Raw genomic sequence first — 23,398 nt, forward strand, 5'->3', positions numbered from 1 at the left:
ACTTGTGACATGACTCCTTTCGATACGAGCCTCGTACCCGACGGCAACATCCTGATCGGCGGCGAATGGCGGCGCGGCCGTGGCGCGCCTTACGCGAGCATCTATCCGGCCGACCAGTCGCTGAACATGGAAGTGTCGACCGCGAATGCGGACGACGCGGCCGAAGCCGTCGTGGCGGCGGACGCCGCATGGCGCCGCGCCGACTGGGCCGGGCTGAAGCCGCACCTGCGCGCGCAGGTGCTGTACCGCATCGCCGACCTGATCATGCAGCGCCACGAGGCGCTCGCGAACCTGCAGCGCCGCGACAACGGCAAGCCGATCGGCGAGACGCGCGTGCTGGTGGCGAGCGCCGCGAACACGTTTCGCTATTTCGCGGCGTGCCTCGAAACGCTCGACGAGGAGCTGACGCCGTCGCGCGGCGACTACCTGACGATGAGCGTGTACGAGCCGATCGGCGTGATCGCGGCGATCACGCCGTGGAATTCGCCGATCGCGTCCGATGCGCAGAAGCTCGCGCCGGCGCTGGCGGGCGGCAACGCGGTGGTGCTGAAGCCGGCCGAAGTCACGCCGCTCGTGTCGCTCGCGCTGGCGCGCATCTGCGAGGAAGCGGGCGTGCCGAAGGGCGTGCTGAGCGTGCTGCCGGGCAAGGGCTCGGTGATCGGCGACGTGCTCGTGCGCCATCCGCTGGTGAAGAAGGTGTCGTTCACCGGCGGCACCGAAGTGGGCCGCGGCATTGCGCGCATCGCGGCCGAGAAGCTGATGCCCGTGTCCCTCGAACTCGGCGGCAAGTCGCCGACCATCGTATGCGACGACGCCGATCTCGACCACGCGGTCAACGGCGTGCTGTACGGCATCTTCAGCTCGTCGGGCGAAGCGTGCATCGCGGGCTCGCGGTTGTTCGTGCAACGTTCGGTGTACGACGAATTCATGAAGCGCCTGGTCGCGGGTGCACGCAAGCTGCGCGTGGGCGATCCGACGCGCCCCGACACGCAGATGGGGCCGTTGATCACCGCGAAGCATCGCGAATCGGTGGAGCGCTACGTGGCGCTCGGCCTCGAGGAAGGCGGCCGCCTGCTGTGCGGCGGCGAGCGGCCGTCGGGCGACGGGCGCGAGAACGGCTTCTTCTATCAGCCGACGATTCTCGAAGGGCTGCCGAACAGCGCGCGCATCTGCCAGGAAGAGATCTTCGGGCCCGTGCTCGTCGCGATGCCGTTCGACGACGAAGCGTCGCTGATCGCGCAGGCGAACGACAGCGTGTTCGGCCTGGCGGCCGGCATCTGGACGCGCGACTACAAGCGTGCGTGGCGCCTCGCGCGTGCGCTGGAGACGGGCACCGTGTGGATCAACACGTACAAGCTGTTCTCGATCTCCACGCCGTTCTCGGGCTGGAAGGAGAGCGGGATGGGGCGCGAGAAGGGGCGTCTCGGCATCCGCGAGTACATGCAGCAGAAGAGCCTCTACTGGGGCTTGAACGACGCGCCGCTGCCGTGGGCGAACTGAGCGAAGGGGAATGACGCAATGAGCATTTTGGGAATCGAGCAGATCACGTACGGCGTCGACGACCTCGCGACCTGCCGGCGCTTTTTCGCCGACTGGGGGATGAAGGAAGTCTCGCACGACGACACGCGCGCACGCTTCGAGACGCTGAACGGCTGCACCGTGCTGGCCGTCAAGGCCGACGATCCGTCGCTGCCGCCCGCGTTCGAGGCGGGGCCGACGCTGCGGGAAGTCACGTGGGGCGTCGCGACGCGGCAGGAACTCGACGCGCTGCGCACGAAGCTTGCCGGCCAGCCCGGCTACTACGCGCAGGACGATGCGGTCGGCTGCATCGACCCGAACGGGATGGCGATCCGCATCGAAGTCACGCGCAAGCGCGCACTCGACATCACGGGCTCGCCATCGAACGTGTGGGGCCAGACGCTGCGCGTCGACCAGCCGAGCCCGATCTATGCGCGCGCGGAGCCGGTCGAGGTCGGGCACGTGGTGTTCTTCACGAACTGCCTCGACGCGCAGGAAAAGTTCTATCACGAGCTGCTGGGCTTCGAGACGTCCGACCGTTACCCGGGGCGCGGCGCGTTCATGCGTTGCGCACCGCACGGCGGCCACCACGACCTGTTCCTGCTCGCGCTGCCGAACGGCAAACGCGGCCTGAACCACGTCGCGTTCACCGTGCGCGACATCCACGAGGTGTTCGGCGGCGGCATGCACATCGACCGCTGCGGCTGGGAAACGCAACTCGGCCCGGGCCGTCATCCGGTGTCGTCCGCGTACTTCTGGTACTTCCAGAACCCGGCCGGCGCGCTGATCGAGTACTACGCGGATGAAGACGTGCTGACGCCCGAATGGCAGCCGCGCGAGTTCGAACCGGGCCCGACCGTGTTCGCCGAATGGGCCGTCGACGGCGGCCTCGACGGCAACACGCGCCGGCAGAAGAACGCGAAGGCGCCGGAAGGCAAGTTCATGACGGAGCGCAAATCATGAGCGAAGGGAACGCACAGGCGCACGCCGCGCCCGGCACGGTCGTCGTGATCGGCGGCGGCCAGGCCGCCGGCTGGGTGTTGAAGACGCTGCGCGCGGAAGGCTTTGCGGGCCGCCTCGTGATGATCGCGGACGAACCGCATCTGCCGTACGAGCGCCCGCCGCTGTCGAAGGCCGTGCTGGCCGGGGACGCCGACATCGAAACCGTGCGCGTCGTGCGTCCGGACGAATTCGACGCGCTGAACGTGGAAGCTTGGCAGCCGGAGCGTGCCGCATCGATCGACCGTGCGCGCCGCGTCGTGACGACCGAAAGCGGCCGCGAGATCGAATACGACCGTCTCGTGATCGCGACCGGCGGCACGTCGCGCCGCCTGCCGGACGCACTCGTGAGGACCCCGAACCTGCATTACCTGCGCACGCTCGACGAAGCGGCGGCGCTCGGCGAGAAGCTGCGCGCAAGCCAGCGCGTGCTCGTGATCGGCGGCGGCTGGATCGGCCTCGAAGTCGCGGCGACCGCGCGCAAGCTTGGCGTCGAAGCCGTGGTCGTCGAAGGCGCGCCGCGGCTGTGCGGCCGCTCGGTGCCGCAGATCGTGTCGGATTTCCTGCTCGACCTGCACCGCGCGAACGGTGTCGACGTCCGCCTCGGCGCGGCGCTCGCGTCGCTCGACGCGCAGCCGGACGACGCGTCGAAGGTGCGTGCAACGCTCGCCGACGGCACGACGATCGACGCCGATTTCGCGGTGGCCGGCATCGGCCTCGCGCTGAACGCGTCGCTCGCGAGCGACGCGGGGCTGGCGATCGACGACGGCATCGTCGTCGACGAATTCGGCGCGACGAGCGACCCGGCGATCTTCGCGTGCGGCGACGTCGCGAACCATCACAACGGCTGGCTGAAGCGGCGCGTGCGGCTCGAGTCGTGGGCCAACGCGCAGAACCAGGCGATCGCGGCGGCGAAGGCCGTGCTCGGCGTGCGTGCCCCGTACGCGGAGATTCCGTGGTTCTGGTCCGATCAGTACGACGTGAACCTGCAGATCCTCGGTGATCTGCCGGCCGATGCGCAGCTCGTCGTGCGCGGCGAGCTTGCCGCGCGACGCGCGACGCTGTTTTTCGTAGGCGAAGGACATGTGAGAGGTGTCATCGCCGTCAACAACGCACGTGAGCTGAAGCTCGCGCGCAAGTGGATGAACCAGGGCCGGGCAGTGGATACGGAAGCCCTGGCAGACACGACCAAGACACTGGCCTGACCGGCGACGAGACACAGGAGACACCCCGCATGAGCACTTTCGACAACGTCGTGGCCGGACGCGCCACGATGGAAGCTGCCGCCTCCACGCCCGGCGCGATCATCGCGCGGCTCGAACGGCTTCCGGCCAACGCGATGCAGATCCGCGCCCGCGTGCTGATCGGCACCGCGACGTTCTTCGACGGCTTCGACGTGATCACGATCGCGGCGACGCTGCCGCTGCTGATTCACAAATGGGGGCTGTCGCCGACGCAGATCGGCATGCTGATCGCGTCCGGCGCGATCGGCCAGCTGATCGGCGCCTTCCTGTTTCCCGCGCTGGCGGAGAAGCATGGCCGCGTGAAGGCGATCGCGTGGAGTTCGGCCGTGATCGGCATCACGAGCATCGCGTGCGGCTTCGCGCCGACCTTCGAGATATTCGTACTGCTGCGGATTTTGCAGGGCCTGGGGCTGGGCGGCGAGCTGCCGGTCGCCGCGACGTACATCAACGAGATCACGCGCGCTCATGGCCGCGGCCGTTTCGTGCTGCTGTACGAGATCGTGTTCCCGATCGGCCTGCTCGTGTCGATGGCGCTCGGTGCGTGGCTCGTGCCGCGCTTCGGCTGGGAAATCATGTACTTCGTCGGCGGGCTGCCGCTGATCCTGTCGCTGGTGCTCACGCGTCTCGTACCGGAATCGCCGCGCTGGCTCGCGTCGCGCGGGCGGCTGGCCGAAGCAGGGCGAGCGGTCGGTGCGTTTGAAGCGTCGGTGCGCGGCGAGTTGCCGCCGGTCACGCAGGCAGCGGCGTTCGACGAGATGGTGCGCCAGCATCCGAAGCGCAAGATGAGCGACCTGTTCAGCGCCGCGTATCGCAAGCGCACGCTCGCGGTGGCGACGTTGTGGGCGACCTGCGGGTTCATCCAGTACGGGCTGTCGACGTGGCTGCCGACGATCTACAAGAACTTCTATCACGCGCCGTTGCAGCTCGCGCTGAACCTCGCGGTGATCGGCTCGGTGATGGGCGTGCTCGGGTCGCTGGCGTCGGCGCTGCTCGTCGACAAGCTCGGCCGCAAGCCGGTGATCGTGTGGTCGTTCGTGCTGTGCGCGCTGTCGCTGGCGTTCGCGGGCTTCTATCACGCGTCGTCGGTGTACGTCGTGTCGATCTTCTGCTCGCTGTCGCTCGGGTTGATGGCGTCGGGGTTCATTACCGCGTACGTCTATACGCCGGAGCAGTATCCGACGAGCATCCGCGCGTCGGGCTGCGGGCTCGGCAGCGCATGGCTGAAGATCGCGTCGTTCGTCGCGCCGATGGTGGTGCCGCACGCGATCATCGGCGGCAACCTCGCGCCGGCGTTCTACCTGATCGGCATCGTGCCGTTGATCGCGGCGGTGACCGTGCACTTCGTCGGGATCGAGACGAAAGGGAAGGTGCTCGAAGCGCTCGAAGCGTAAGTGCGGCGGGCCAGCGGTATCGGATGAGGTGGAGAGGCCCGGGCGATGTCCGGGCCTTGTTGTTTGGCGGCGATCCGGTTGCTGCGCAGGGGCGCGACGGATCGTTCGAATGCATGACATAGCCGACTTGCGGCGTGCATGTTCTAATTCACGATCCCGTTTTTCAACCGACCGTCGCCATGCCCCTGTTCGAACCCGTCACGCTGCATACTTCCCGCCTCGTCTTGCGGCCGCTACGCGAAGCCGATGCGCATGTCTTCTTCGAGATCTGGTCGGATGCGGAAGCGATGCGCTATTTCTCGTTCTCGCCGATGACGCATATCGAGCAGGCGATCGAGCGCGTCGCGCGCAACGTGCAGACGTCCGCGAGCGGGGAGAGTCTGGCCTGCGTGCTCGAATTGCGGGAAACCGGCGAAGCGCTCGGCGAATGCGCGCTGTTCCATGCGAACGAGCAATGCCGGCGCGCCGAGATCGGCTTCAGCCTGCGGCGGAAGTACTGGCGTGGCGGATACATGCGCGAGGCGGCATCGGCCATGATCGATCACGCGTTCGGCGCGCTGCGGCTGAACCGGCTCGAGGCCGATATCGATCCGCGCAACGTCGCGTCCGCGGGGCTGCTCGAACGGCTGGGCTTCGCACGGGAAGGGCTGCTGCGCGAACGCTGGATCGTCGGCGACGAAGTGTCGGACAGCGCGCTGTACGGGTTGCTCGCGAGCGATCGGCGCGCGTGACTTGCCGGATTCACAGCGCAAACGTACCCTTGGCCGACACCATCTTCCATCGGCAGGTACTCGACCATGCAAGTCCACCCTCTGCGTCTTTCCCCCGGCGTCGACCTGCGTGCATCGATCGAGCATGCATTGCGTCAGCACGCATCGCACGCGGCCTTCGTGATCCAGGGCATCGGCAGCCTGAGCGTCGCGCAGTTGCGTTTCGCCGGCGCGGACCAGCCGACCGAACTGCGCGGTGACCTCGAAATCCTGACGCTGGCCGGCTCGGTATCGCCGGACGGCGCGCACCTGCATATGTCGATCTCGGATGCGGCCGGCCGCGTGTCCGGCGGCCATGTCGCGAGCGGCTGCGTGGTGCGCACGACCGCCGAGATCCTGCTGGCCGTGCTGCCCGGGCATCGCTTTGCGCGTGAACCCGATCCGCACACCGGATTCAACGAACTGGTGATCCGCCGCGACCCGGGTGGCGATGCCGCGTGAATGTCGCGACGCAGCGGTAAAAACGCCAGTCATGGCGGCTTTCCCGCTATCTCCGGAGAGGCTTGTTTCGAAACCGCATAAAAAAATGGCGCCGCGGGCATTCAGCCTGCGACGCCATTGCGCGGCGAGCTGCGACGTCGACCACCCGTCGCAGCCCGACTGCGTGCTTACATCTGCACGGTGTCGGCCACTTCCTTGAAGTCTTCGATCTGGTCGAAGTTCATGTACTTGTAGATCTGGTCGCCGTTCGCGTTCAGCACGCCCATGTCGGCCATGTACTCTTCCTTGGTCGGGATCTTGCCCAGACGCGAGCAGATCGCCGCCAGTTCCGCCGAGCCGAGATACACGTTCGTGTTCTTGCCGAGACGGTTCGGGAAGTTGCGGGTCGACGTCGACATGACCGTCGCGCCTTCGCGCACCTGAGCCTGGTTACCCATGCACAGCGAGCAGCCCGGCATTTCGGTACGCGCGCCGGCCGTGCCGAACACGCCGTAGTGGCCTTCTTCGGTCAGTTGCTTCTGGTCCATCTTGGTCGGCGGCGCGACCCACAGCTTGACCGGGATGTCGCGCTTGCCTTCGAGCAGCTTCGACGCGGCACGGAAGTGACCGATGTTGGTCATGCACGAGCCGATGAACACTTCGTCGATCTTCGCACCCGCGACGTCGGACAGCGTCTTCACGTCGTCCGGGTCGTTCGGGCACGCGACGATCGGCTCGTGGATGTCGGCGAGGTCGATCTCGATGACGGCCGCGTACTCGGCGTCGGCATCCGGCGACAGCAGTTGCGGGTCGGCCAGCCACTGCTCCATCGCCTGGATACGGCGCTGCAGGCTGCGCGGATCCTGGTAGCCCTGCGCGATCATCCACTTCAGCAGCGTGATGTTGCTGTTCAGGTACTCGATGATCGGTTCCTTGTTCAGGCGGACCGAGCAACCGGCAGCCGAACGCTCGGCCGAGGCATCCGACAGCTCGAACGCTTGCTCGACCTTCAGGTCCGGCAGGCCTTCGATTTCGAGGATGCGGCCCGAGAAGATGTTCTTCTTGCCTTGCTTGGCGACCGTCAGCATGCCTTGCTTGATCGCGTACAGCGGAATCGCGTTGACGAGGTCACGCAGCGTGACGCCCGGCTGCATCTTGCCCTTGAAGCGGACCAGCACCGATTCCGGCATGTCCAGCGGCATCGTGCCGGTGGCGGCCGCGAACGCGACCAGGCCCGAACCTGCCGGGAAGCTGATGCCGATCGGGAAGCGCGTGTGCGAATCGCCGCCGGTGCCGACGGTATCGGGCAGCAGCATGCGGTTCAGCCACGAGTGGATCACGCCGTCGCCCGGGCGCAGCGCGATACCGCCGCGCGTGCTGATGAAGTTCGGCAGCGTCTGGTGCGTCTTCACGTCGACCGGCTTCGGATAAGCGGCGGTGTGGCAGAACGATTGCATCACGAGGTCGGCCGAGAAGCCGAGGCACGCGAGATCCTTCAGTTCGTCGCGGGTCATCGGGCCCGTGGTGTCCTGCGAGCCGACCGAGGTCATCTTCGGTTCGCAGTACGTGCCCGGGCGCACGCCCTGGCCTTCCGGCAAACCGCAGGCGCGGCCGACCATCTTCTGCGCGAGCGAGAAGCCCTTGCCGCTGTCGGCCGGCTGGTGCGGCAGGCGGAACAGCGTCGACGGCGCGAGGCCGAGCGCTTCACGCGCCTTCGCGGTCAGGCCGCGGCCGATGATCAGCGGAATGCGGCCGCCGGCGCGCACTTCGTCGAACAGCACGTCGGACTTGACCTGGAATTCGGCGATGACCTTGCCGTCCTTCAGCGCCTTGCCTTCGTACGGACGCAGCTCGACCACGTCGCCCATTTCCATCTGCGACACGTCGAGCTCGATCGGCAGCGCGCCGGCGTCTTCCATCGTGTTGTAGAAGATCGGGGCGATCTTGCCGCCGAGGCACACGCCGCCGAAGCGCTTGTTCGGGACGAACGGGATGTCTTCGCCGGTGAACCACAGCACCGAGTTGGTGGCCGACTTGCGCGAGGAGCCGGTGCCGACCACGTCGCCCACGTAGGCGACCAGGTGACCCTTTTCCTTCAGCGATTCGATGAACTTGACCGGGCCGCGCTTGCCGTCTTCTTCCGGCGTGATGCCCGGGCGTGCGTTCTTCAGCATCGCCAGTGCGTGCATCGGGATGTCCGGGCGGGTGGTGGCGTCCGGGGCCGGCGACAGGTCGTCGGTGTTGGTTTCGCCCGTCACCTTGAACACGGTGATGGTCAGGCTTTGCGGCACTTCCGGACGGCTCGTGAACCATTCGGCGTCGGCCCAGCTCTGCAGCACGGCCTTCGCGTGCGCGTTGCCCTTGTCGGCGAGTTCCTTGACGTCATGGAACTGGTCGAACATCAGCAGGGTTTTCTTCAGTGCGTCGGCGGCCACGGCTGCGACGGCTTCATCGGACAGCAGCTCGATCAGCGGCTGGATGTTGTAGCCGCCGAGCATCGTGCCGAGCAGTTCGGTCGCGCGTTCGCGCGAGATCAGCGGGCAGGCGGTCTCGCCCTTGGCCACGGCGGCCAGGAAGCCGGCCTTCACGCGGGCGGCTTCGTCGACGCCGGCAGGCACGCGATGGGTGATCAGGTCGAGCAGCGTCTGCTCTTCGCCGGCGGGCGGGTTGGTCAGCAGTTCCACCAGTTCGGCGGTCTGCTGAGCCGTCAGCGGCAGGGGAGGAATACCGAGCGCGGCGCGGGCGGCCACGTGAGCACGAAAGTTTTCAAGCATGGGGAGACCTGCTGATATTGCGTTTGAGGGGAAGGCCTTGCCGGCACTCCGGGGCTGTTCCAGACACTGCTTTGAGCGGGATTCTAATCTCAATGATCTTTAACGTCAAATGTCTTATGTCTTATATAAGAGTTGGCGAACGAGATGCGGAGAAGGTCGGTGGCACGGGGCGGCGGTGTTTGGGGGGCGTGTTCCGGAGGCTCGGCTGGGGGGGCGGATGCGAGCAAGGTGTTCCGGGTGGTTCTGGCCAGGGCTGCGGGAGGGGCGGTGCGGGAGGTGCGGCGGGCGGCGCGGTGCGCTACCGGTAACGAAGCCGCGGGAGCCTGGATGCCGGCGGAGCATGGCTCTGCGCAAGCATGCAAGAACCGTTACACACAGGCCGCGTCCGCGTGCCTGCGCGCTAGTTCACGCGACTTTCAATTTGATTTCAAAAGACGGCGCGGGCATCGTTGCGTGCCGCTCGCCTGTCATGGAATAGCGTGAACACCGCGAGCCCCTGAATCCAGTCGATCGAGCACAGGCCGATGAAGCCATGACGGTGTGCGCTATTTCCGCTTGGCGCGATACGCGTCGAGGTTCTTGCGCGCCTGCGTGCGGATCGCGCGTTGCACGAAAGGCGTCCAGCCGAGCAGGGCGCCTTTCAGCCCCAGCGCCTGACGCGCCCAGCGCCACAGGTCGAAGCTGTCGCGATGCTCGACGATGCGTCCGTCGCGGAACCGGAATCGTGCATCGATCCGGTTGACCACCATCCGGCCGGTCGCGGTGAAGCGGTACTGGGCGATCCACTCGGCGCGCCCGGTTTGTTGATCCGCGGCGACTTCGCCGAACGTCAATGAAAAATCCTGTGCACGCGCCACCAGCATGCGCCACATGTCGCGTGCGAGGTCGCCGCGCAACTCGCCGAATGCGGGATCGCTGAACACGACGTCATCGGCATAGCAGGCGAGCATCGCGTCGATGTCGCGCTGCTGGAACGCCGTATAGAAGCGCTGGATCAATTCGGTGTGCGGGTGGCTCATCTGTGGGCGTGTTGTCGTTGGCGATGAAGCGGGGTCTCGACGCGGCGGCCGGATGCCGGGCACGCCACTGTAGCGGAAATCAAACCGGCTGTCGCCCATGGCAGCGGGTGCGCGCGTCGGTCCTTGCGGCTGTTCCGCCGGCCGGGCAATTGACGGACAATCCGGCGCTGAAGGCCGATCGCGCCTCGACCCGAGCGCGCGCATCGACTGCCAGGAACCCACTCATGACATTCCGCCTTGAAATCCCGCTGCGGCGCGCGTTCCTGCTCGTGCTGCTTGCTCACTCGCCCCAGGCTTTCGCGGCAGGGCTCGGCTGCGTACAGGCATCCAGCCCGACGGAAAAAGCCATCTGCGCATCGAACGACCTGCATCTGGACGACGGCCGGCTGTCGGCCTTCTACCGGAGACTGTCCGATGCATTGCCGCAGGGGCAGCGTGCCGCGTTGCGCACCGCGCAGCTCGGCTGGCTGAAGGCCCGCGATCAATGCGGCGCCGATCACGGTTGCCTCGAACAGCGCTACCTGACGCGGATCGGCGACCTGCAATCGCAGCTCGCCACAGTGCTCGCCTATCGCCCGGACGCCGAAGACAAGGCGGCGCTCGACGACTTGCGCACGCTCGTCGACCAGGCGCGCCGCACGGATTCCAGTTCGCCGGTCGAGAAAGTGATCGACCGGTTGCGGATCACGAACGGCGTGACGCGCTTTTCGAGCGACGCCGGCGAAGGGCAGGGCCCGGTTTGGCCGACAGCGCGGCCGGGTGGCGTGACGGCCGACGAGTGGCGGGCGTTGAAGGCGTCGCCGAGCGGTGCGGACGACACCGCGACGGGGGCGTCGTACACGTTGATCGATCTCGACGGCGACGGGCAGCGCGATCTGGTCGTCGAATCGGCGGCGAACGGAACCGGCTTGTGGTCGTCGGTCGATGTGTTGCGCCGCAAGGGCGGCAAGTTCGAGGTATCGGGCGACTCGAACGAGGCACTCGGCCGCAGCTTGTACACGACGAATGGCCGCGGCGCGAATCAGGCCGGTGAATGGATTCGCTTGCGCGGGCGCGTCTATGCGTTGTATCGCGACAGTCACTACGGCATGGACGAGTTTTACCTGCTGCGGCCGTTTACCGTCGTCGGCGAGGTGCCGAAACTGACGGTGCATTACCGTTACCGCCTGTCGGTACCGATCGAGCAACACAATGAAGGCCAGCGTGGTTCGACGGTGCTCGACGGCAAGCTGCATGCGGCGCTCGAAAAAGCGCTGCACGACGTGAACGACAACACCGCGCGCGATGCGGGCTCCGACACGCCGCTGTGCCCGATCCCGCCTTCGGTGCAGGGCGACGATCGCAGCGAATACGCGAACTACGGGCCCGGCCACTATGCGTACGAGATTGTCGGTGACATGGGGGTTCAGGTCGGCGACAAGTGCTATATCGGCCGGTTGATCGACTGGTTCGGCGATTACCGGAAGGATGGCCTGGTCGCGCAGTTGTCGATGCGTCTTCCCGGCGACGAGTCGGGCCGCGAGCAGACGTTCAGCGTGAGCGGCATCCGGACCGTGACATCCGTTGCGACTTCGATCGAGAAAATGACCGTCAACAGCGGGAATTGAGACAGGCGTGCGCGGCTCCGGTTCAGCCGTCGTGACCGGAGCGCGACCGGAGCGTCAACGGGCACCCTTTAGCGGTTCGCCAGTGCGACGTCCTGGTTGCCGCGGCCCGTCACCAGACAGCCCGACATGAAGGCTTCGCTCTGGCTGCTGGCGGCTGCTTCGCCGAAGCCGCGGCCGAGCGCGTCGACCTTCACCTGCGCGGCACCTTGCTCGCACGCGAGCGGGCTGGTGTCGCGGCCCTGCGCATGCAGGATCGCGCGATCACCAATGAGATACGCCAGCAGCGCGAAAACAGCGATATGTACGGCTCGTCTCATGGTTCGTCTCCTCGTGGCTCAAGCGTAACGCGGACCCGTTCGACGAAGCACTTGGGGGTTCCCCCGGTAAACGTCTGCTGAAATGAGGGCGTGCCGGGTGATCCTGTCCTGTTTTCCGAGGCTGGCCTGCGGGAGAAGAGCGCAACGTCAACGCGCGTGGCAGGCGCAGCCGGACGGACGGCGACACATGGGTACGGCAGTTTTTTGCGCGACAGGCGCGCGATTCACGGGAGTTTGACGAATGTCAGGTTACGGGCGGGAGGGGGCGGTCGCGCAGCGGTTCAAAGCGATAGCATGAATCCATGATTTGACGGAACGCGATCGCGGAGGCATGCATCGGTTCCGGCAAGCAGGTGCGAGTTGAACATCGCTATCGAATTAGTGAGGAATCCAAATGCTTAACGTCTCTTCCGTCCTGATCAGCCTCGCCCCGATGTGGGCCATCCTGCTCGTGGCGTCTTCGGCCGCCGCCTATTTCGTGTTCGTGCGCAAGGTCATCGACTAAGCGCTGCGGGAACGCCGATGCAACACGGGTGAGCGGCAACGCGCACACGTGTCGCACCGCGCGTCGCAAACCCGCGGCCCGTCGACGAACGGGCCGCTGCCGCAGCGTCGCACATCGTCGCGCGTCATCGCCGTCATTGCACGGCCGTGACCGGCACATTCGAAATCCGCACCAGCCGGCTCATCACGCTGCGACGGAACACCGACAGCAGCGCATGCAACGGGTCGTGCCGCGGCGCGACGACCACGATCTCGTCGCAGCCTGTCTCTGCCGCCACGGACGCGATCGTATCGGCCACCGGGCCCACTTTCATCACGACGCTGTACTTGACGCCGGCTTCCTGCAGGATCCGCTCGGCCATGGCCAGATCGTCGGACGCGAACTTCTCCTCGATCGAACGCAGCCGCGACAGCGGATGGTAGGCCTCGAGCCGCGTCGATTCGAGCGGCGCCTGGACGTTGATCAGCACGATTTCCGACGCACACCGTTCGCGGTACAGGAAGGTCGCGTGACGAACCGCCTGAAGCGAGCGGGGAGAGTGGCCGACCGGAACCAGCAGCTTGAGCATGAATGTTGTCCAGGAAACGAGATGATTCCAGCGTAGCGCGCCGCCGGGCCGAACAATCTAAAGAGAGCGGACGATCGCGTAAAAATGTCGTTAACGCGCGCTGCCTCGTGCCGCGCCTAATAGAAATATAAGAAATTTAAGTTTATGCGCATAAACGATTTCATCGGCCGGGGCGGCGCGTGCGAAATGGGCGCCGGCCGCTCCGATTCAGTCGGAACCGCAATGAATCGCGGCGGAAAATATCGGAGGTCGCTGATCGGTCGTCGCGTAGAGTAGTGCATCGGCCGCTCCCGGCCGCTCCCGGCCGGTTCGGGCGCGACTGCCGCCATGCGGCCCGTCATTCCATTCCGATTCCAGGAGACTCCGCATGCCGCACGGCGCCCCGCAGCTTCTCGCTCCCGCTTCCATCCCCGTCGACCCGATCGTGCGCCTGTCGGCGGGCGAGCTCGCGTCGGCGATCCGCGGCAAGGCCGTGTCGTGCGTCGAGACGATGCGCGCGTACCTCGATCACGTCGAGCGCGTGAACGGCGCGGTCAACGCGATCGTCGCGCTGCGCGATCGCGACATACTGCTCGCCGAAGCCGCGGAAAAGGATGCCGCGCTGGCGCGCGGCGAGTACCACGGCTGGATGCACGGGATGCCGCAGGCGCCGAAGGATCTCGCGATGACGAAGGGGCTGCGGACGACCTACGGCTCGCCGATCTTCCGCGAGAACGTGCCGCAGGCGGATTCCGTGGGCGTGGCGCGGATGCGCGCGGCCGGCGCGATCTTCATCGGCAAGACCAATACGCCCGAATTCGGGCTCGGCTCGCATACGTTCAACGAGGTCTACGGCGCGACGCGCAACCCGTACGACCTGACGAAGAGCGCGGGCGGCAGCAGCGGCGGCACGGCGGCGGCGCTTGCGTCGCGGATGCTGCCGGTGGCGGACGGCAGCGATTTCGGCGGCTCGCTGCGCAACCCGGCGGCGTTCTGCAACATCTACGGCTTCCGCCCGTCGCAGGGCCGCGTGCCGCGCTGGCCGGGCGTCGACGTGTTCGTGCAGCAGCTCGGCATCGAAGGCCCGATGGGCCGTACCGTCGGCGACGTCGCGCAACTGCTCGCGATCCAGGCCGGCTACGACCGCAACGATCCGCTGTCGCTCGCGGACGATCCGGCCGTGTTCGCGCAGCCGCTCGATGCCGACCTGCGCGGCAAGCGCATCGCGTGGGTCGGCGACTGGAACGGTTATCTCGCGACCGAGGCGGGCGTGCTCACGCTGTGCGAACAGGGGCTGGCGACGCTGCGCGAGATCGGCTGCGACGTCGATGCCGCGCTGCCGGCGTTCGCGCCCGAGCGGATCTGGCGCCTGTGGCTCACGCACCGGCACCTGCTGTCCGGCGGCGGGCTGCTTGCGCACTATCGCGACCCGGCGCGGCGCGCGCTGCTGAAGCCCGAGGCGATCTACGAGGTCGAAGGGCTGCTCGCGATGCAGGGCGCAGCGGTGTTCGACGCGAGCGTCGAGCGCACCGCGTGGTATCAGGCCGTGCTGAGCTTCTTCGACCGCTACGACTTCATCGCGGCGCCGACCGCGCAGGTGTTCCCGTTCGACGTCGACCAGCGCTGGCCGAAGGAGATCGCGGGCCGTGCGATGGATACGTACCACCGCTGGATGGAAACGGTCGTGCCGTGGACGCTGGCCGGCTGCCCGGTGATCAGCGTGCCGGTCGGCTTCAACGACGCGGGGCTGCCGATGGGGATGCAGCTGATCGGGCGTCCGCGCGCCGATCTCGCCGTGTTGCAGCTTGCGCGCGGCTACGAGCAGGCGGCTGACCGGGTCGGCGGGCGGTTGCCGGCGTGGATGGCTGCGTAACGCGGCGCCGGCCGAAAGCCGATAGCCGATAGCGGGTGGCCGACCACCGGCCGCCTCACTTTGCCAACCTCCGCCGCCACTGCCATTCATGCGGCTCGCGAACGAATTCCGGCCCCCGCCCGAAATCGCACGCAATCGCGGACGAATCCCGTCGAGCACGGACGTGACGCGCGCAATTGCAAGTGGCCGCGCGGCGTGATTTCGTTTCGATGTGTTTCAGTCGTTGCGGCCACGCGCGGCGCGCTTCGACAATATCGGGCTCAACCATTCGGGCACGAGGACAACACATGAAGCAGATTCGCGCGACGGGCCGTCACCTGGCCTCGGCAGGCATTGCGTTCGGCATCCTGGCAAGCGGCGCCGCGCACGCGCAGCTCGACCTGCAGTCGCTCGGCGCATCGCTGCTCGGCGGCGGGCAGCAGCAGGCGGCGCCCGCGCAGGGCGGCGTCGCGCAGTTGCTGCAGGCCTATGTCGGTGCGAACCAGCAGGTGCTGACCGGCCAGTCGTCGCTCGCGTCGGCGATGGGGCTGACCGGCGCGGCCGGGCAGGCGCAGCAGGCCGCGAGCCAGCTCGCTGGCGGCGATACGCTGACGCCGGCCGCGCTGTCGCAGATGGGCGGCGCGCAGCAATCGGTATCGCAGGCGCTCGGCCAGGCCTTCGCGAGCGGCGGTGCGACGCACGGCCCGATCGACAAGCAGGCATTCAGCAACGGCCTCGCGTCGCTCGGGCAGGGGCTCACGCAGTATTCGCAACTGCAGTCGGGGCTCGGCAATCTCGGTTCGACGAGCGCGGCGTCGCTGTTGCAGTCGGGCCTGAATCCGCAGAACATGCAGGCTGCGTCGTATATCGCGCAAAACGCGCCGGGCCAGTTGCAGTCGCTCGCGACGACGCTCAGCCAGGCGGTGCAGTTCGCGACGCGCCAGGGCATTTCGGTGCCGTCGGTCGCCTCGTCCGCGCTGAAGCTGCTGCCGTAACGTTGCGCGGAGCCGTGCGCGATGCGGTGCCGGCATCGCGCGCGACACGAGTGACACGAAGATGGCCCCGCCCAACATGGGGATGGCGCACGATGCTATCGTGGCGCGTCCCTTTTTTCGGTGCAGGTTCATGACAGACTCGTTTGACCTCTCGCGCTATTTCTCCCGCATCGGCTACGACGGCCCGGTCGAGCCGACGCTCGACGTGCTGCGCCAGCTGCATCTGCTGCACCCGCAGGCGATTCCGTTCGAAAACCTCAATCCGCTGACCGGTGCGCCCGTCGCGCTCGACCTGCCGTCGATCGTCGACAAGGTGCTCACGCATCGCCGCGGCGGCTACTGCTTCGAACTCAACAAGCTGTTCTATACCGCGCTCACGGCGATCGGCTTTCGCGTGACGCCGATGATCGCGCGCGTGCGCTGGATGCTGCCGCCGGAAGTCGCCACCGCGCATACGCACATGCTGCTGCGCATCGATCTCGACGGCGCGGCCTGGCTCGCGGACATCGGCTTCGGCAGCGCGACGCTCACCGCGCCGCTGCGTTTCGTGCCGGACGAGCGGCAACTGACGCCGCATGGCGCGTTTCGTGTCGTCGCCGCGCCGGTCGACGGTGAGTTCGACATGCAGATCGAGACGCCCGACGGCTGGCAGACCACCTATCGCTTCCAGCCGAAGCGGGTCGAATGGATCGATTACGACGCCGCGAACTGGTTCACGTCGACGTATCCCGAATCGATCTTTCTGCATAACCTGATCGCCTGCCGCGTGCTGCCGGAAGGCCGTGCGGCGCTGCGCAACACCACGCTGACGATCCGGGACGCGGCGGGCGTCGGGCGCACCGTCACGTTCGACGATGCGGCCGCCTGGGGCGCGTGCCTGCGCGACACGATCGGCATCGACACGACGGGATTCGATCTCGACGCGCTGTTTGCGCGACTGGCGGCGCCCGCCGCCGCATAACCCGGATCACGATCGATAGCCAACGGCGGCCCGCATCCACGGGCCGCTCTTACGGTTGACTTCTGCTAGATTGCTAGCATACTAGTAACCATGACCGATGAAGAAGTGAAGCAGTTCAACGTGTACCTGCCGCTCAGCCTGATCCGGCAGGTCAAGCATCGCGCCATCGAAACGGAGCAGTCGCTGTCCGCGCTGGTGGCCGACGCATTGCGCGCGTACCTGGCCGCGCCGCCGCCGGGTGCGGAGCCGTCCACCAAGGAGGAGTGACATGTCATCCGAGCGAATCGAAGCCGTGTACCTGACGACGCACAACTGGGGCAAGTCGGCGAAGTTCTTCCAGGCGCTGGGCTTCAAGCTGGAGTTCGAAACCGATCACCACTCGGGCCAGCTGCGCAGCGGCGACGGCCCCTTTCTGTTCATCGCCGAAGTGCCGCCGGGCGAGACGCCGGCCATGCAGGTGGTGCTCAAGGTGGCGGATGAGCAGGCGGTTCAGCCGCAGCCGATCGTCGACGTCGTCACGCCGTTCGAAGATACCCACTGGGGCACGCGCGACATGACCGTGCGCGACCCGGACGGCCGCGTATGGCGCCTGCAGGCGCCGGGCAAGCAGGGCGCGTGAGGCGATCATGACCGAACCCCGAGAAAGCGCCCCCGACAGCACGGCCGCGCGCGTCGCGCTGTGGCGCGCCCTGCACGTCGAACTCGACGCGCCGCCGCACGTGCTCGCCGATGAAGTCGGGCTGCAATTGCTCGCACCGGAACCCGGCTGGCAGCAGCGCGGCGACATGGATCCGCAGTTCACGCGGCCGTTCCGTGCGTCGATCGTCGCGCGGGCGCGCTTCATCGAGGATCTCGTCGTCGAACAGGCCGCGCGCGGGCTGAGCCAGTACGTGATCCTCGGCGCGGGTCTCGACAGCTTCGTGCAGCGCCGGCCCGACATGGCGTCGCGCGTGACCGTCTTCGAAGTCGATCCGCCCGCGCCGCAGGCTTGGAAGCAGCGCCGCCTGGTCGAGCTCGGTTTCGGCGTGCCCGACTGGCTGCGTTTCGTGCCGGTCGATTTCGAGGCGAAGCAGTCGTGGCGTGCCGCGCTGGTCGGCGCGGGCTTCGATGCCGGCAAGCCGGCGGTCGTGGTGTCGACCGGCGTCAGCATGTACCTGACGCACGAAGCGAATGCGGCCGCGTTGCGCGAAGTCGCGTCGCTCGCGCCGGGCTCGACGCTCGCGATGACGTTCCTGCTGCCGCTGGAGCAGGCGGATCCGGATGTGCGCCCCGGGCTGGAAATGGCCGCGAAGGGCGCGCGCGCCAGCGGCACGCCGTTCATCAGCTTCTTCATGCCGGCGCAGATCCAGGCGCTCGCGCGGGAAGCCGGTTTCGCGCAAGCCGCGCACGTATCGGCCGCCGAACTGACGCGCCGTTACTTCGCCGATCGCACCGACGGCCTGCGGCCGCCGAACAACGCGGAAGAGCTGCTGGTCGCGACGGTCTGAGCTGTCGCGACCATAGCGACCATAGCGATCACCGGGACCCCAGCGACCCTCACGCGCGTTCGAGCACGGCCATTTCCCGCACGACCACCAGCAGCACCGCGAGGCTCGCGCCGCCCGATGCGCGCAGGTCCGCGAGCAGGTGCTCGTAGCGCACGAGCGCGGCCTCGCGGCGCGCCCGCCATGCGCCGACGATCGTCTCGGGCGTGGTCGAATCCGGCGATTCCGCGAGTGCGCTCGTCGCCAGCGTGCGCTTGAGACGCGCGACTTCCGCGAGCGCGGCCGCGCGCGCCAGCATGTCCCAGTGCGTCGGCGTCGGCAGCGTCGCCGCGCGCTCGCCGATCCAGCTGTAATTGAGCAGCGTGCCGAGCGAGAAATAGACGCCCGCGACGAGTTCGAGGCTGCGGTGGCTGGTCGCCGCCACTTCGGCGATGTCGAGCAGCGCGGCCGAGATGTCGCCGCTCGCGACGCGTACCGCAAGCGCGCTGTCGACACCGGCTTCGACCAGCACGCGCTGCCGTTCGGACAATGCTTCGAGATCGTCGGCCGGCAGCAGCGACGGCAGTTGCGGCGCGAGCCGCTCCGCCGCGTCGCGGCAGCGCGCGATCAGCTCGGTCACACCACCATCGGCCACCGCGCCGGATTGCAGGTGCCGCAGGAACCACAGCGCCGCGCGCTCCAGCAACCTGGCGACGTCGACGAACATGCGCGCCTGCACGTCGTCGGCGACGCGGTTGTCGAGCGCGTCGATGTCGCGCCACACCGCATCGAGGTCGAACACGTCGCGCGCCATGATGCAGGCGCGCACGATGTCGCCGGGCTTCGCGTCGGTCTCCTCCATCAGCCGGTGCACGAACGCGCAGCCGACGCGGTTCACGAGCGCGTTGGTCAGGTGCGTCGCGAGGATCTCGCGGCGCAGCGGATGGCGGCGCATCGGTTCGCTGAAGCGCTGCTGCAGCGGCTTCGGGAAGTAGTCGACGAGCATCGCGGCCACCAGCGGATCCTCGGGCACGTCGGATTCGAGCAGCGCGTCGTACAGCCACATCTTGCTGTACGCGAGCAGCACCGCGCGTTCCGGCGACGTGAGGCCGAGCTTCGCGGCCTGCCGTTCGGCGACTTCGTCGTCGGTCGGCAGGAATTCGATCACGCGGTTCAGGCGGCCCGCGCGTTCGAGCCAGCGCATCAGGCGCGCCTCGGCATCGAGCAGCTCGACCGCGTAGCGGCCGGCGATAGACAGCGCCTGCGTCTGGTAGTAGTTGTCGCGCAGCACGAGCAACCCGACTTCGTCGGTCATCTCCGCGAGCAGCGCATTGCGCTGCTTCTCGGTCATCTCGCCGTCGGACACGACGAGCCCGAGCAGGATCTTGATGTTGACTTCGTGATCCGAACAATCGACGCCGGCCGAGTTGTCGATCGCATCGGTGTTGATGCGGCCGCCGCGTTGCGCGAACTCGATCCGGCCGAACTGCGTGCAGCCGAGGTTGCCGCCTTCGCCGACCACCTTGCAGCGCAGGTCCGCGCCGTTCACGCGCACCGCGTCGTTCGCGCGGTCGCCCACCTGCAGGTGGGTTTCGCGCGCGGCCTTCACGTAGGTGCCGATCCCGCCGTTGTACAGCAGGTCGACCGGCGCCTGAAGGATCGCGCGGATCAGCTCGGCCGGCGGCAGCGCGTGCGCGTCGATGCCGAGCGCGGCCTGCACGGCCGGCGACAGCGGGATCGTCTTCGCGGTGCGCGGGTAGACGCCGCCGCCCGCCGAAATCGCGGCCGGATCGTAGTCGGCCCAGCTCGAGCGTTCGAGCGCGAACAGGCGCGCGCGCTCGGCGAAGCTCGTCGCGGGATCGGGGTTCGGGTCGAGGAACACGTGCCGGTGATCGAACGCGGCGACCAGCCGGATATGCGGCGACAGCAGCATCCCGTTGCCGAACACGTCGCCCGACATGTCGCCGACGCCGACCACCGTGAAGTCGGTCGTCTGCGTATCGATGCCCATCTCGCGGAAGTGCCGCTTCACCGATTCCCACGCGCCGCGCGCGGTGATCGCCATCTTCTTGTGGTCGTAGCCGACCGAGCCGCCGGACGCGAATGCGTCGTCGAGCCAGAAGCCGTATTCGTGCGAGATCGCGTTCGCGTAGTCGGAGAAGGTGGCCGTGCCCTTGTCGGCGGCGACGACCAGGTACGGGTCATCCGGATCGTGACGCACGACGTCGGGCGGCGGCACGATCGCGTTGCTCACGAGGTTGTCGGTCAGGTCGAGCAGGCCGCGCAGGAAGGTCTGGTAGCACGCGATGCCTTCGCGCATCCACGCTTCGCGATCGCTCGGCGGCGGCGGGTTCTTCACGACGAAGCCGCCTTTCGAGCCGACCGGCACGATCACGACGTTCTTCACCATCTGCGCCTTCATCAGCCCGAGCACTTCGGTGCGGAAATCCTCGCGGCGATCCGACCAGCGCAGGCCGCCGCGCGCGACGCGCCCGCCGCGCAGGTGCACGCCCTCGACACGCGGCGAGTACACCCAGATCTCGAACATCGGCTTCGGTTCGGGCAGGCCCGGCACTTTCGCCGGATTGAACTTGAACGACAGGTACGGCTTCGGTTCGCCGTTCGCATCGGCGAGGAAGTAGTTCGTGCGCTCGGTCGCGTTGATCACGCCGAGGAACTGGCGCAGGATGCGGTCCTCGTCGAGGTTCGGCACCTGGTCGAGCGCGCCTTCGATCGCCTTCAGTAGCCGCTCGGCCTGCACGTCGCGCGTGTCGCCGGTGGCCGGGTCGAACCGCAGCAGGAACAGCTCGACGAGCTGCCGCGCGATCGCCGGGTTGCCGGTCAGCGCGCGCTCGATATACGCGTCGCTGAAGGTCGAGCCGACTTGCCGCAGGTACTTCGCATACGCGCGCAGGATCGTCACTTCGCGTGCGCTCAGATGGGCGCGCAGCACGAGGCGGTTGAAGTCGTCGTTCTCGATCCGGCCGCTCCAGATCTGGTCGAACGCATCCTCGAACAGGCCCTTCACGCGCTCGATGTCGAATTCGGTGTCGTCGGCGAGTTCGAGGCCGAAGTCGTGTACCCACGCATGCGCGGCGTCCTGCGTCTGGATCCGGTACGGCCGTTCCTCGTCGACGCGCACGCCGAGATGCTCGAGCATCGGCAGGCTGCGCGACAGCGCGATCGGGTCGCCCGCGCGATAGACCTTGAAGCGGAACGCGCGCGCCTCGGCTTCGATCGGCCGGTACAGGTTCATCGCGAGCTGCCCCGAATCCTTCACGCGCTCGATCAGCTCGATGTCGCGCACGGCCGTGCGCGCCGGGTAGTCGTCGCGATAGCCGGCCGGGAACGAATCGGCATAGCGCTGCAGCAGGCGGTTGCCTTGCTCTTCGCCGAACGCATCGAGCAGTGCGTCGGCGAGGTCGTCCTGCCAGCGGCGCGTGACCTGCACGAGCCGCGTTTCGAGCTCGCGCGTGTCGACGTCGGGCATCGTGCCCGGTTCCGCGTGCACGACGAAATGAATCCGCGCGATCGCCGATTCCGACAGCAGCGGCGTGAACTCGACGTTCACGCCGTTGTACGCGTCGATGAGCAGCTTCGCGATGCGCCGTCGCAGGTCGGTGTTGTACTTGTCGCGCGGCACGAACACGAGGCACGACACGAAGCGGTCGAAGCGGTCGCGACGCACGAACAGGCGCGTGCGCTGGTGTTCCTGCAGCCGCAGGATGCCGAGTGCGATGTCGTAGAGCTGGTCTTCGTCGGCCTGGAACAACTCGTCGCGCGGATAGGTTTCGAGCACCGTCACGAGCGACTTGCCGAGGTGCCCCTTCGGCAGGAAGCCCGCGCGTCGCACGATGTTCGCGCACTTGCGGCGCACGATCGGGATATCCGCATACGAGCCGAAATAGGCCGTCGACGTATAGAGCCCGATGAAGCGGCGCTCGCCCGCGACCTTGCCGTCGGGGCCGACGAGTTTCACACCGATATAGTCGAGATAGCCGGGCCGGTGCACGGTTGCGCGCGAATTCGCCTTGGTCAGGAAGATCGGCCACGCGCCGGTGATGATGTCGGCCGCGGCGGGCGGCAGCGGCGTGACGTCGGGCGCGTCCGACGTGCGCAGCGATTCGCGCAGGATGCCGAAGCCGGTGCCTTCGATGCCGCGCAGCCCGAAGCCCGTGCCGTCCGATACCAGCGCGTAGTCGCGCTGGCCGAGGAACGTGAAATGATCGGCGGCCATCCATTCGAGGAAGGCGCGCGCCTCGATGTCTTCCGCGGTCGATTCGCGCGCCTTCATTTCCTTGATCGTCGCGCGGGCGATGTCGACGATCTTCGGCCAGTCTTCCACCGACGCGCGCACGTCGCCGAGCACGTGCGCGATGTCGTTGCGCAACGTGTTGAGCAGCGCGGCATCGCCGCAGCGGTCGACTTCGAAATGGATGAACGACGCGAGCTGCGACTGGCCGTCGCCGGGTGTCGCGCCGCCCGCGTCGACGCGCTCGATGCCGCCGTCGCGGCCGCGCCAGATGCGGAATACCGGGTGCAGCGCCGAATGCAGCGCGAGCCCGAGACGGTTGACGGCCATCGTCACCGAATCGACGAGGAACGGCATGTCGTCGTTGACGATCTCGATGACCGTGTGATCGGAATGCCAGCCGTGCTGTTCGAGGATCGGGTTGTACACGCGCAGCCGCTCGCTGCCGGGCACGAATTTCTGGGCGGTCTGCCAGTGCGCCATCGCGGCGCCGTAGAGATCGGCGATGCTGCGGCTTTGCAGATCGTCGGCATCGACGAAATCGTAGTAATGACGCAGGAACGGTTCGACGATCCGGAAGGTGGCTTCTGGCAGGCGCCCGCGCGCGAATTCGACGACGTCCGAGAGCAGGTGTGCGACGACTTCCTCGTTCTTCGCTTCCATGGCGGTCTCCTCGTCGGGTGGCCATCGGCTGCTGCGTCTGTCCGGCATTATGCGCCGATTGCGTGACAAAGCGATGTGCGGGCGCACAACGAGCGGCGGCT

18 protein-coding genes are annotated in these 23,398 nt (G+C 67.3%); 13 read left to right on the top strand and 5 right to left on the bottom strand.

Annotated features, from left to right (window positions below; translation table 11 throughout):
* Positions 1 to 9 precede the first annotated feature (9 nt).
* The 6 genes from CFB47_RS23210 to CFB47_RS23235 all read left to right on the top strand — a co-directional run bounded on the left by CFB47_RS23210 (position 10) and on the right by CFB47_RS23235 (position 6,363).
* The gene (locus CFB47_RS23210) at positions 10 to 1,500 is read left to right on the top strand and encodes an aldehyde dehydrogenase (RefSeq protein ID WP_089458497.1); all 1,491 of its coding nucleotides are present in this window, start codon (positions 10 to 12) and stop codon (positions 1,498 to 1,500) included.
* A gap of 18 nt (positions 1,501 to 1,518) precedes the next feature.
* Positions 1,519 to 2,481, top strand: a complete 963-nt coding sequence (locus tag CFB47_RS23215; RefSeq protein ID WP_089458496.1) for a VOC family protein — start codon at positions 1,519 to 1,521, stop codon at positions 2,479 to 2,481.
* Positions 2,478 to 3,722: an NAD(P)/FAD-dependent oxidoreductase gene (locus CFB47_RS23220; protein WP_089462405.1), complete on the top strand. Its 1,245-nt coding sequence runs from the start codon at positions 2,478 to 2,480 to the stop codon at positions 3,720 to 3,722. The genes CFB47_RS23215 and CFB47_RS23220 overlap by 4 nt, the downstream gene beginning before the upstream one ends.
* A 29-nt stretch (positions 3,723 to 3,751) precedes the next feature.
* Positions 3,752 to 5,152 carry an MFS transporter gene (locus CFB47_RS23225; RefSeq protein WP_089442151.1) on the top strand — a complete coding sequence of 467 codons (1,401 nt, stop codon included), beginning with the start codon at positions 3,752 to 3,754 and terminating at the stop codon, positions 5,150 to 5,152.
* Positions 5,153 to 5,331: 179 nt separating this feature from the next.
* Positions 5,332 to 5,883 carry a GNAT family N-acetyltransferase gene (locus CFB47_RS23230; RefSeq protein WP_089462406.1) on the top strand — a complete coding sequence of 184 codons (552 nt, stop codon included), beginning with the start codon at positions 5,332 to 5,334 and terminating at the stop codon, positions 5,881 to 5,883.
* A gap of 66 nt (positions 5,884 to 5,949) precedes the next feature.
* A complete protein-coding gene (locus tag CFB47_RS23235; protein ID WP_089462407.1) occupies positions 5,950 to 6,363 on the top strand; it encodes a PPC domain-containing DNA-binding protein in 414 nt (137 codons plus the stop codon).
* A 167-nt stretch (positions 6,364 to 6,530) separates the two neighbouring features.
* Here CFB47_RS23235 and acnB read toward each other — a convergent pair whose 3' ends face one another.
* Together acnB and CFB47_RS23245 are read right to left on the bottom strand one after the other, a co-directional pair.
* On the bottom strand, positions 6,531 to 9,116 hold the full coding sequence (gene acnB, locus CFB47_RS23240; protein ID WP_069251885.1) for a bifunctional aconitate hydratase 2/2-methylisocitrate dehydratase: 2,586 nt from the start codon (positions 9,114 to 9,116) through the stop codon (positions 6,531 to 6,533).
* 545 nt (positions 9,117 to 9,661) lie between these two features.
* Positions 9,662 to 10,135, bottom strand: a complete 474-nt coding sequence (locus tag CFB47_RS23245; protein ID WP_089462408.1) for a nuclear transport factor 2 family protein — start codon at positions 10,133 to 10,135, stop codon at positions 9,662 to 9,664.
* Positions 10,136 to 10,359: 224 nt separating this feature from the next.
* Here CFB47_RS23245 and CFB47_RS23250 point away from each other — a divergent pair, with 224 nt between their 5' ends.
* On the top strand, positions 10,360 to 11,742 hold the full coding sequence (locus tag CFB47_RS23250) for a lysozyme inhibitor LprI family protein (protein ID WP_089462409.1): 1,383 nt from the start codon (positions 10,360 to 10,362) through the stop codon (positions 11,740 to 11,742).
* A gap of 68 nt (positions 11,743 to 11,810) precedes the next feature.
* Here the strand turns inward: CFB47_RS23250 and CFB47_RS23255 are convergent, their stop codons facing one another.
* Together CFB47_RS23255 and CFB47_RS23260 are read right to left on the bottom strand one after the other, a co-directional pair.
* The gene (locus CFB47_RS23255) at positions 11,811 to 12,059 is read right to left on the bottom strand and encodes a hypothetical protein (protein ID WP_039344123.1); all 249 of its coding nucleotides are present in this window, start codon (positions 12,057 to 12,059) and stop codon (positions 11,811 to 11,813) included.
* A 638-nt stretch (positions 12,060 to 12,697) separates the two neighbouring features.
* Entirely contained in the window at positions 12,698 to 13,132 is a 435-nt protein-coding gene (locus CFB47_RS23260) for a universal stress protein (protein ID WP_089442158.1), read from the bottom strand.
* Between the two features lie 367 nt (positions 13,133 to 13,499).
* On the opposite strand from CFB47_RS23260, the gene CFB47_RS23265 reads away from it, so the two are divergent.
* The 6 genes from CFB47_RS23265 (at position 13,500) to CFB47_RS23290 (ending at position 18,406) form a co-directional block, all read left to right on the top strand.
* On the top strand, positions 13,500 to 14,984 hold the full coding sequence (locus tag CFB47_RS23265; protein WP_089462410.1) for an amidase: 1,485 nt from the start codon (positions 13,500 to 13,502) through the stop codon (positions 14,982 to 14,984).
* A 287-nt stretch (positions 14,985 to 15,271) separates the two neighbouring features.
* Positions 15,272 to 15,958 (top strand): hypothetical protein, encoded by a 687-nt coding sequence (locus CFB47_RS23270; protein WP_089442160.1) that lies wholly within the window; start codon positions 15,272 to 15,274, stop codon positions 15,956 to 15,958.
* A gap of 130 nt (positions 15,959 to 16,088) precedes the next feature.
* A complete protein-coding gene (locus tag CFB47_RS23275; protein ID WP_089462411.1) occupies positions 16,089 to 16,919 on the top strand; it encodes an arylamine N-acetyltransferase in 831 nt (276 codons plus the stop codon).
* A gap of 90 nt (positions 16,920 to 17,009) precedes the next feature.
* Positions 17,010 to 17,186 (top strand): ribbon-helix-helix domain-containing protein, encoded by a 177-nt coding sequence (locus CFB47_RS23280; RefSeq protein ID WP_089458486.1) that lies wholly within the window; start codon positions 17,010 to 17,012, stop codon positions 17,184 to 17,186.
* A 1-nt stretch (position 17,187) separates the two neighbouring features.
* Positions 17,188 to 17,538: a glyoxalase/bleomycin resistance/extradiol dioxygenase family protein gene (locus CFB47_RS23285; protein WP_089458485.1), complete on the top strand. Its 351-nt coding sequence runs from the start codon at positions 17,188 to 17,190 to the stop codon at positions 17,536 to 17,538.
* Between the two features lie 7 nt (positions 17,539 to 17,545).
* The gene (locus CFB47_RS23290; RefSeq protein WP_089462412.1) at positions 17,546 to 18,406 is read left to right on the top strand and encodes a class I SAM-dependent methyltransferase; all 861 of its coding nucleotides are present in this window, start codon (positions 17,546 to 17,548) and stop codon (positions 18,404 to 18,406) included.
* A gap of 49 nt (positions 18,407 to 18,455) precedes the next feature.
* On the opposite strand, the gene CFB47_RS23295 is transcribed toward CFB47_RS23290, so the two are convergent.
* Positions 18,456 to 23,297 (bottom strand): NAD-glutamate dehydrogenase, encoded by a 4,842-nt coding sequence (locus CFB47_RS23295; protein WP_089462413.1) that lies wholly within the window; start codon positions 23,295 to 23,297, stop codon positions 18,456 to 18,458.
* Positions 23,298 to 23,398 lie beyond the last annotated feature (101 nt).

Source organism: Burkholderia sp. AU27893 (assembly GCF_002223205.1).
In the GTDB taxonomy this organism is placed as follows: domain Bacteria; phylum Pseudomonadota; class Gammaproteobacteria; order Burkholderiales; family Burkholderiaceae; genus Burkholderia.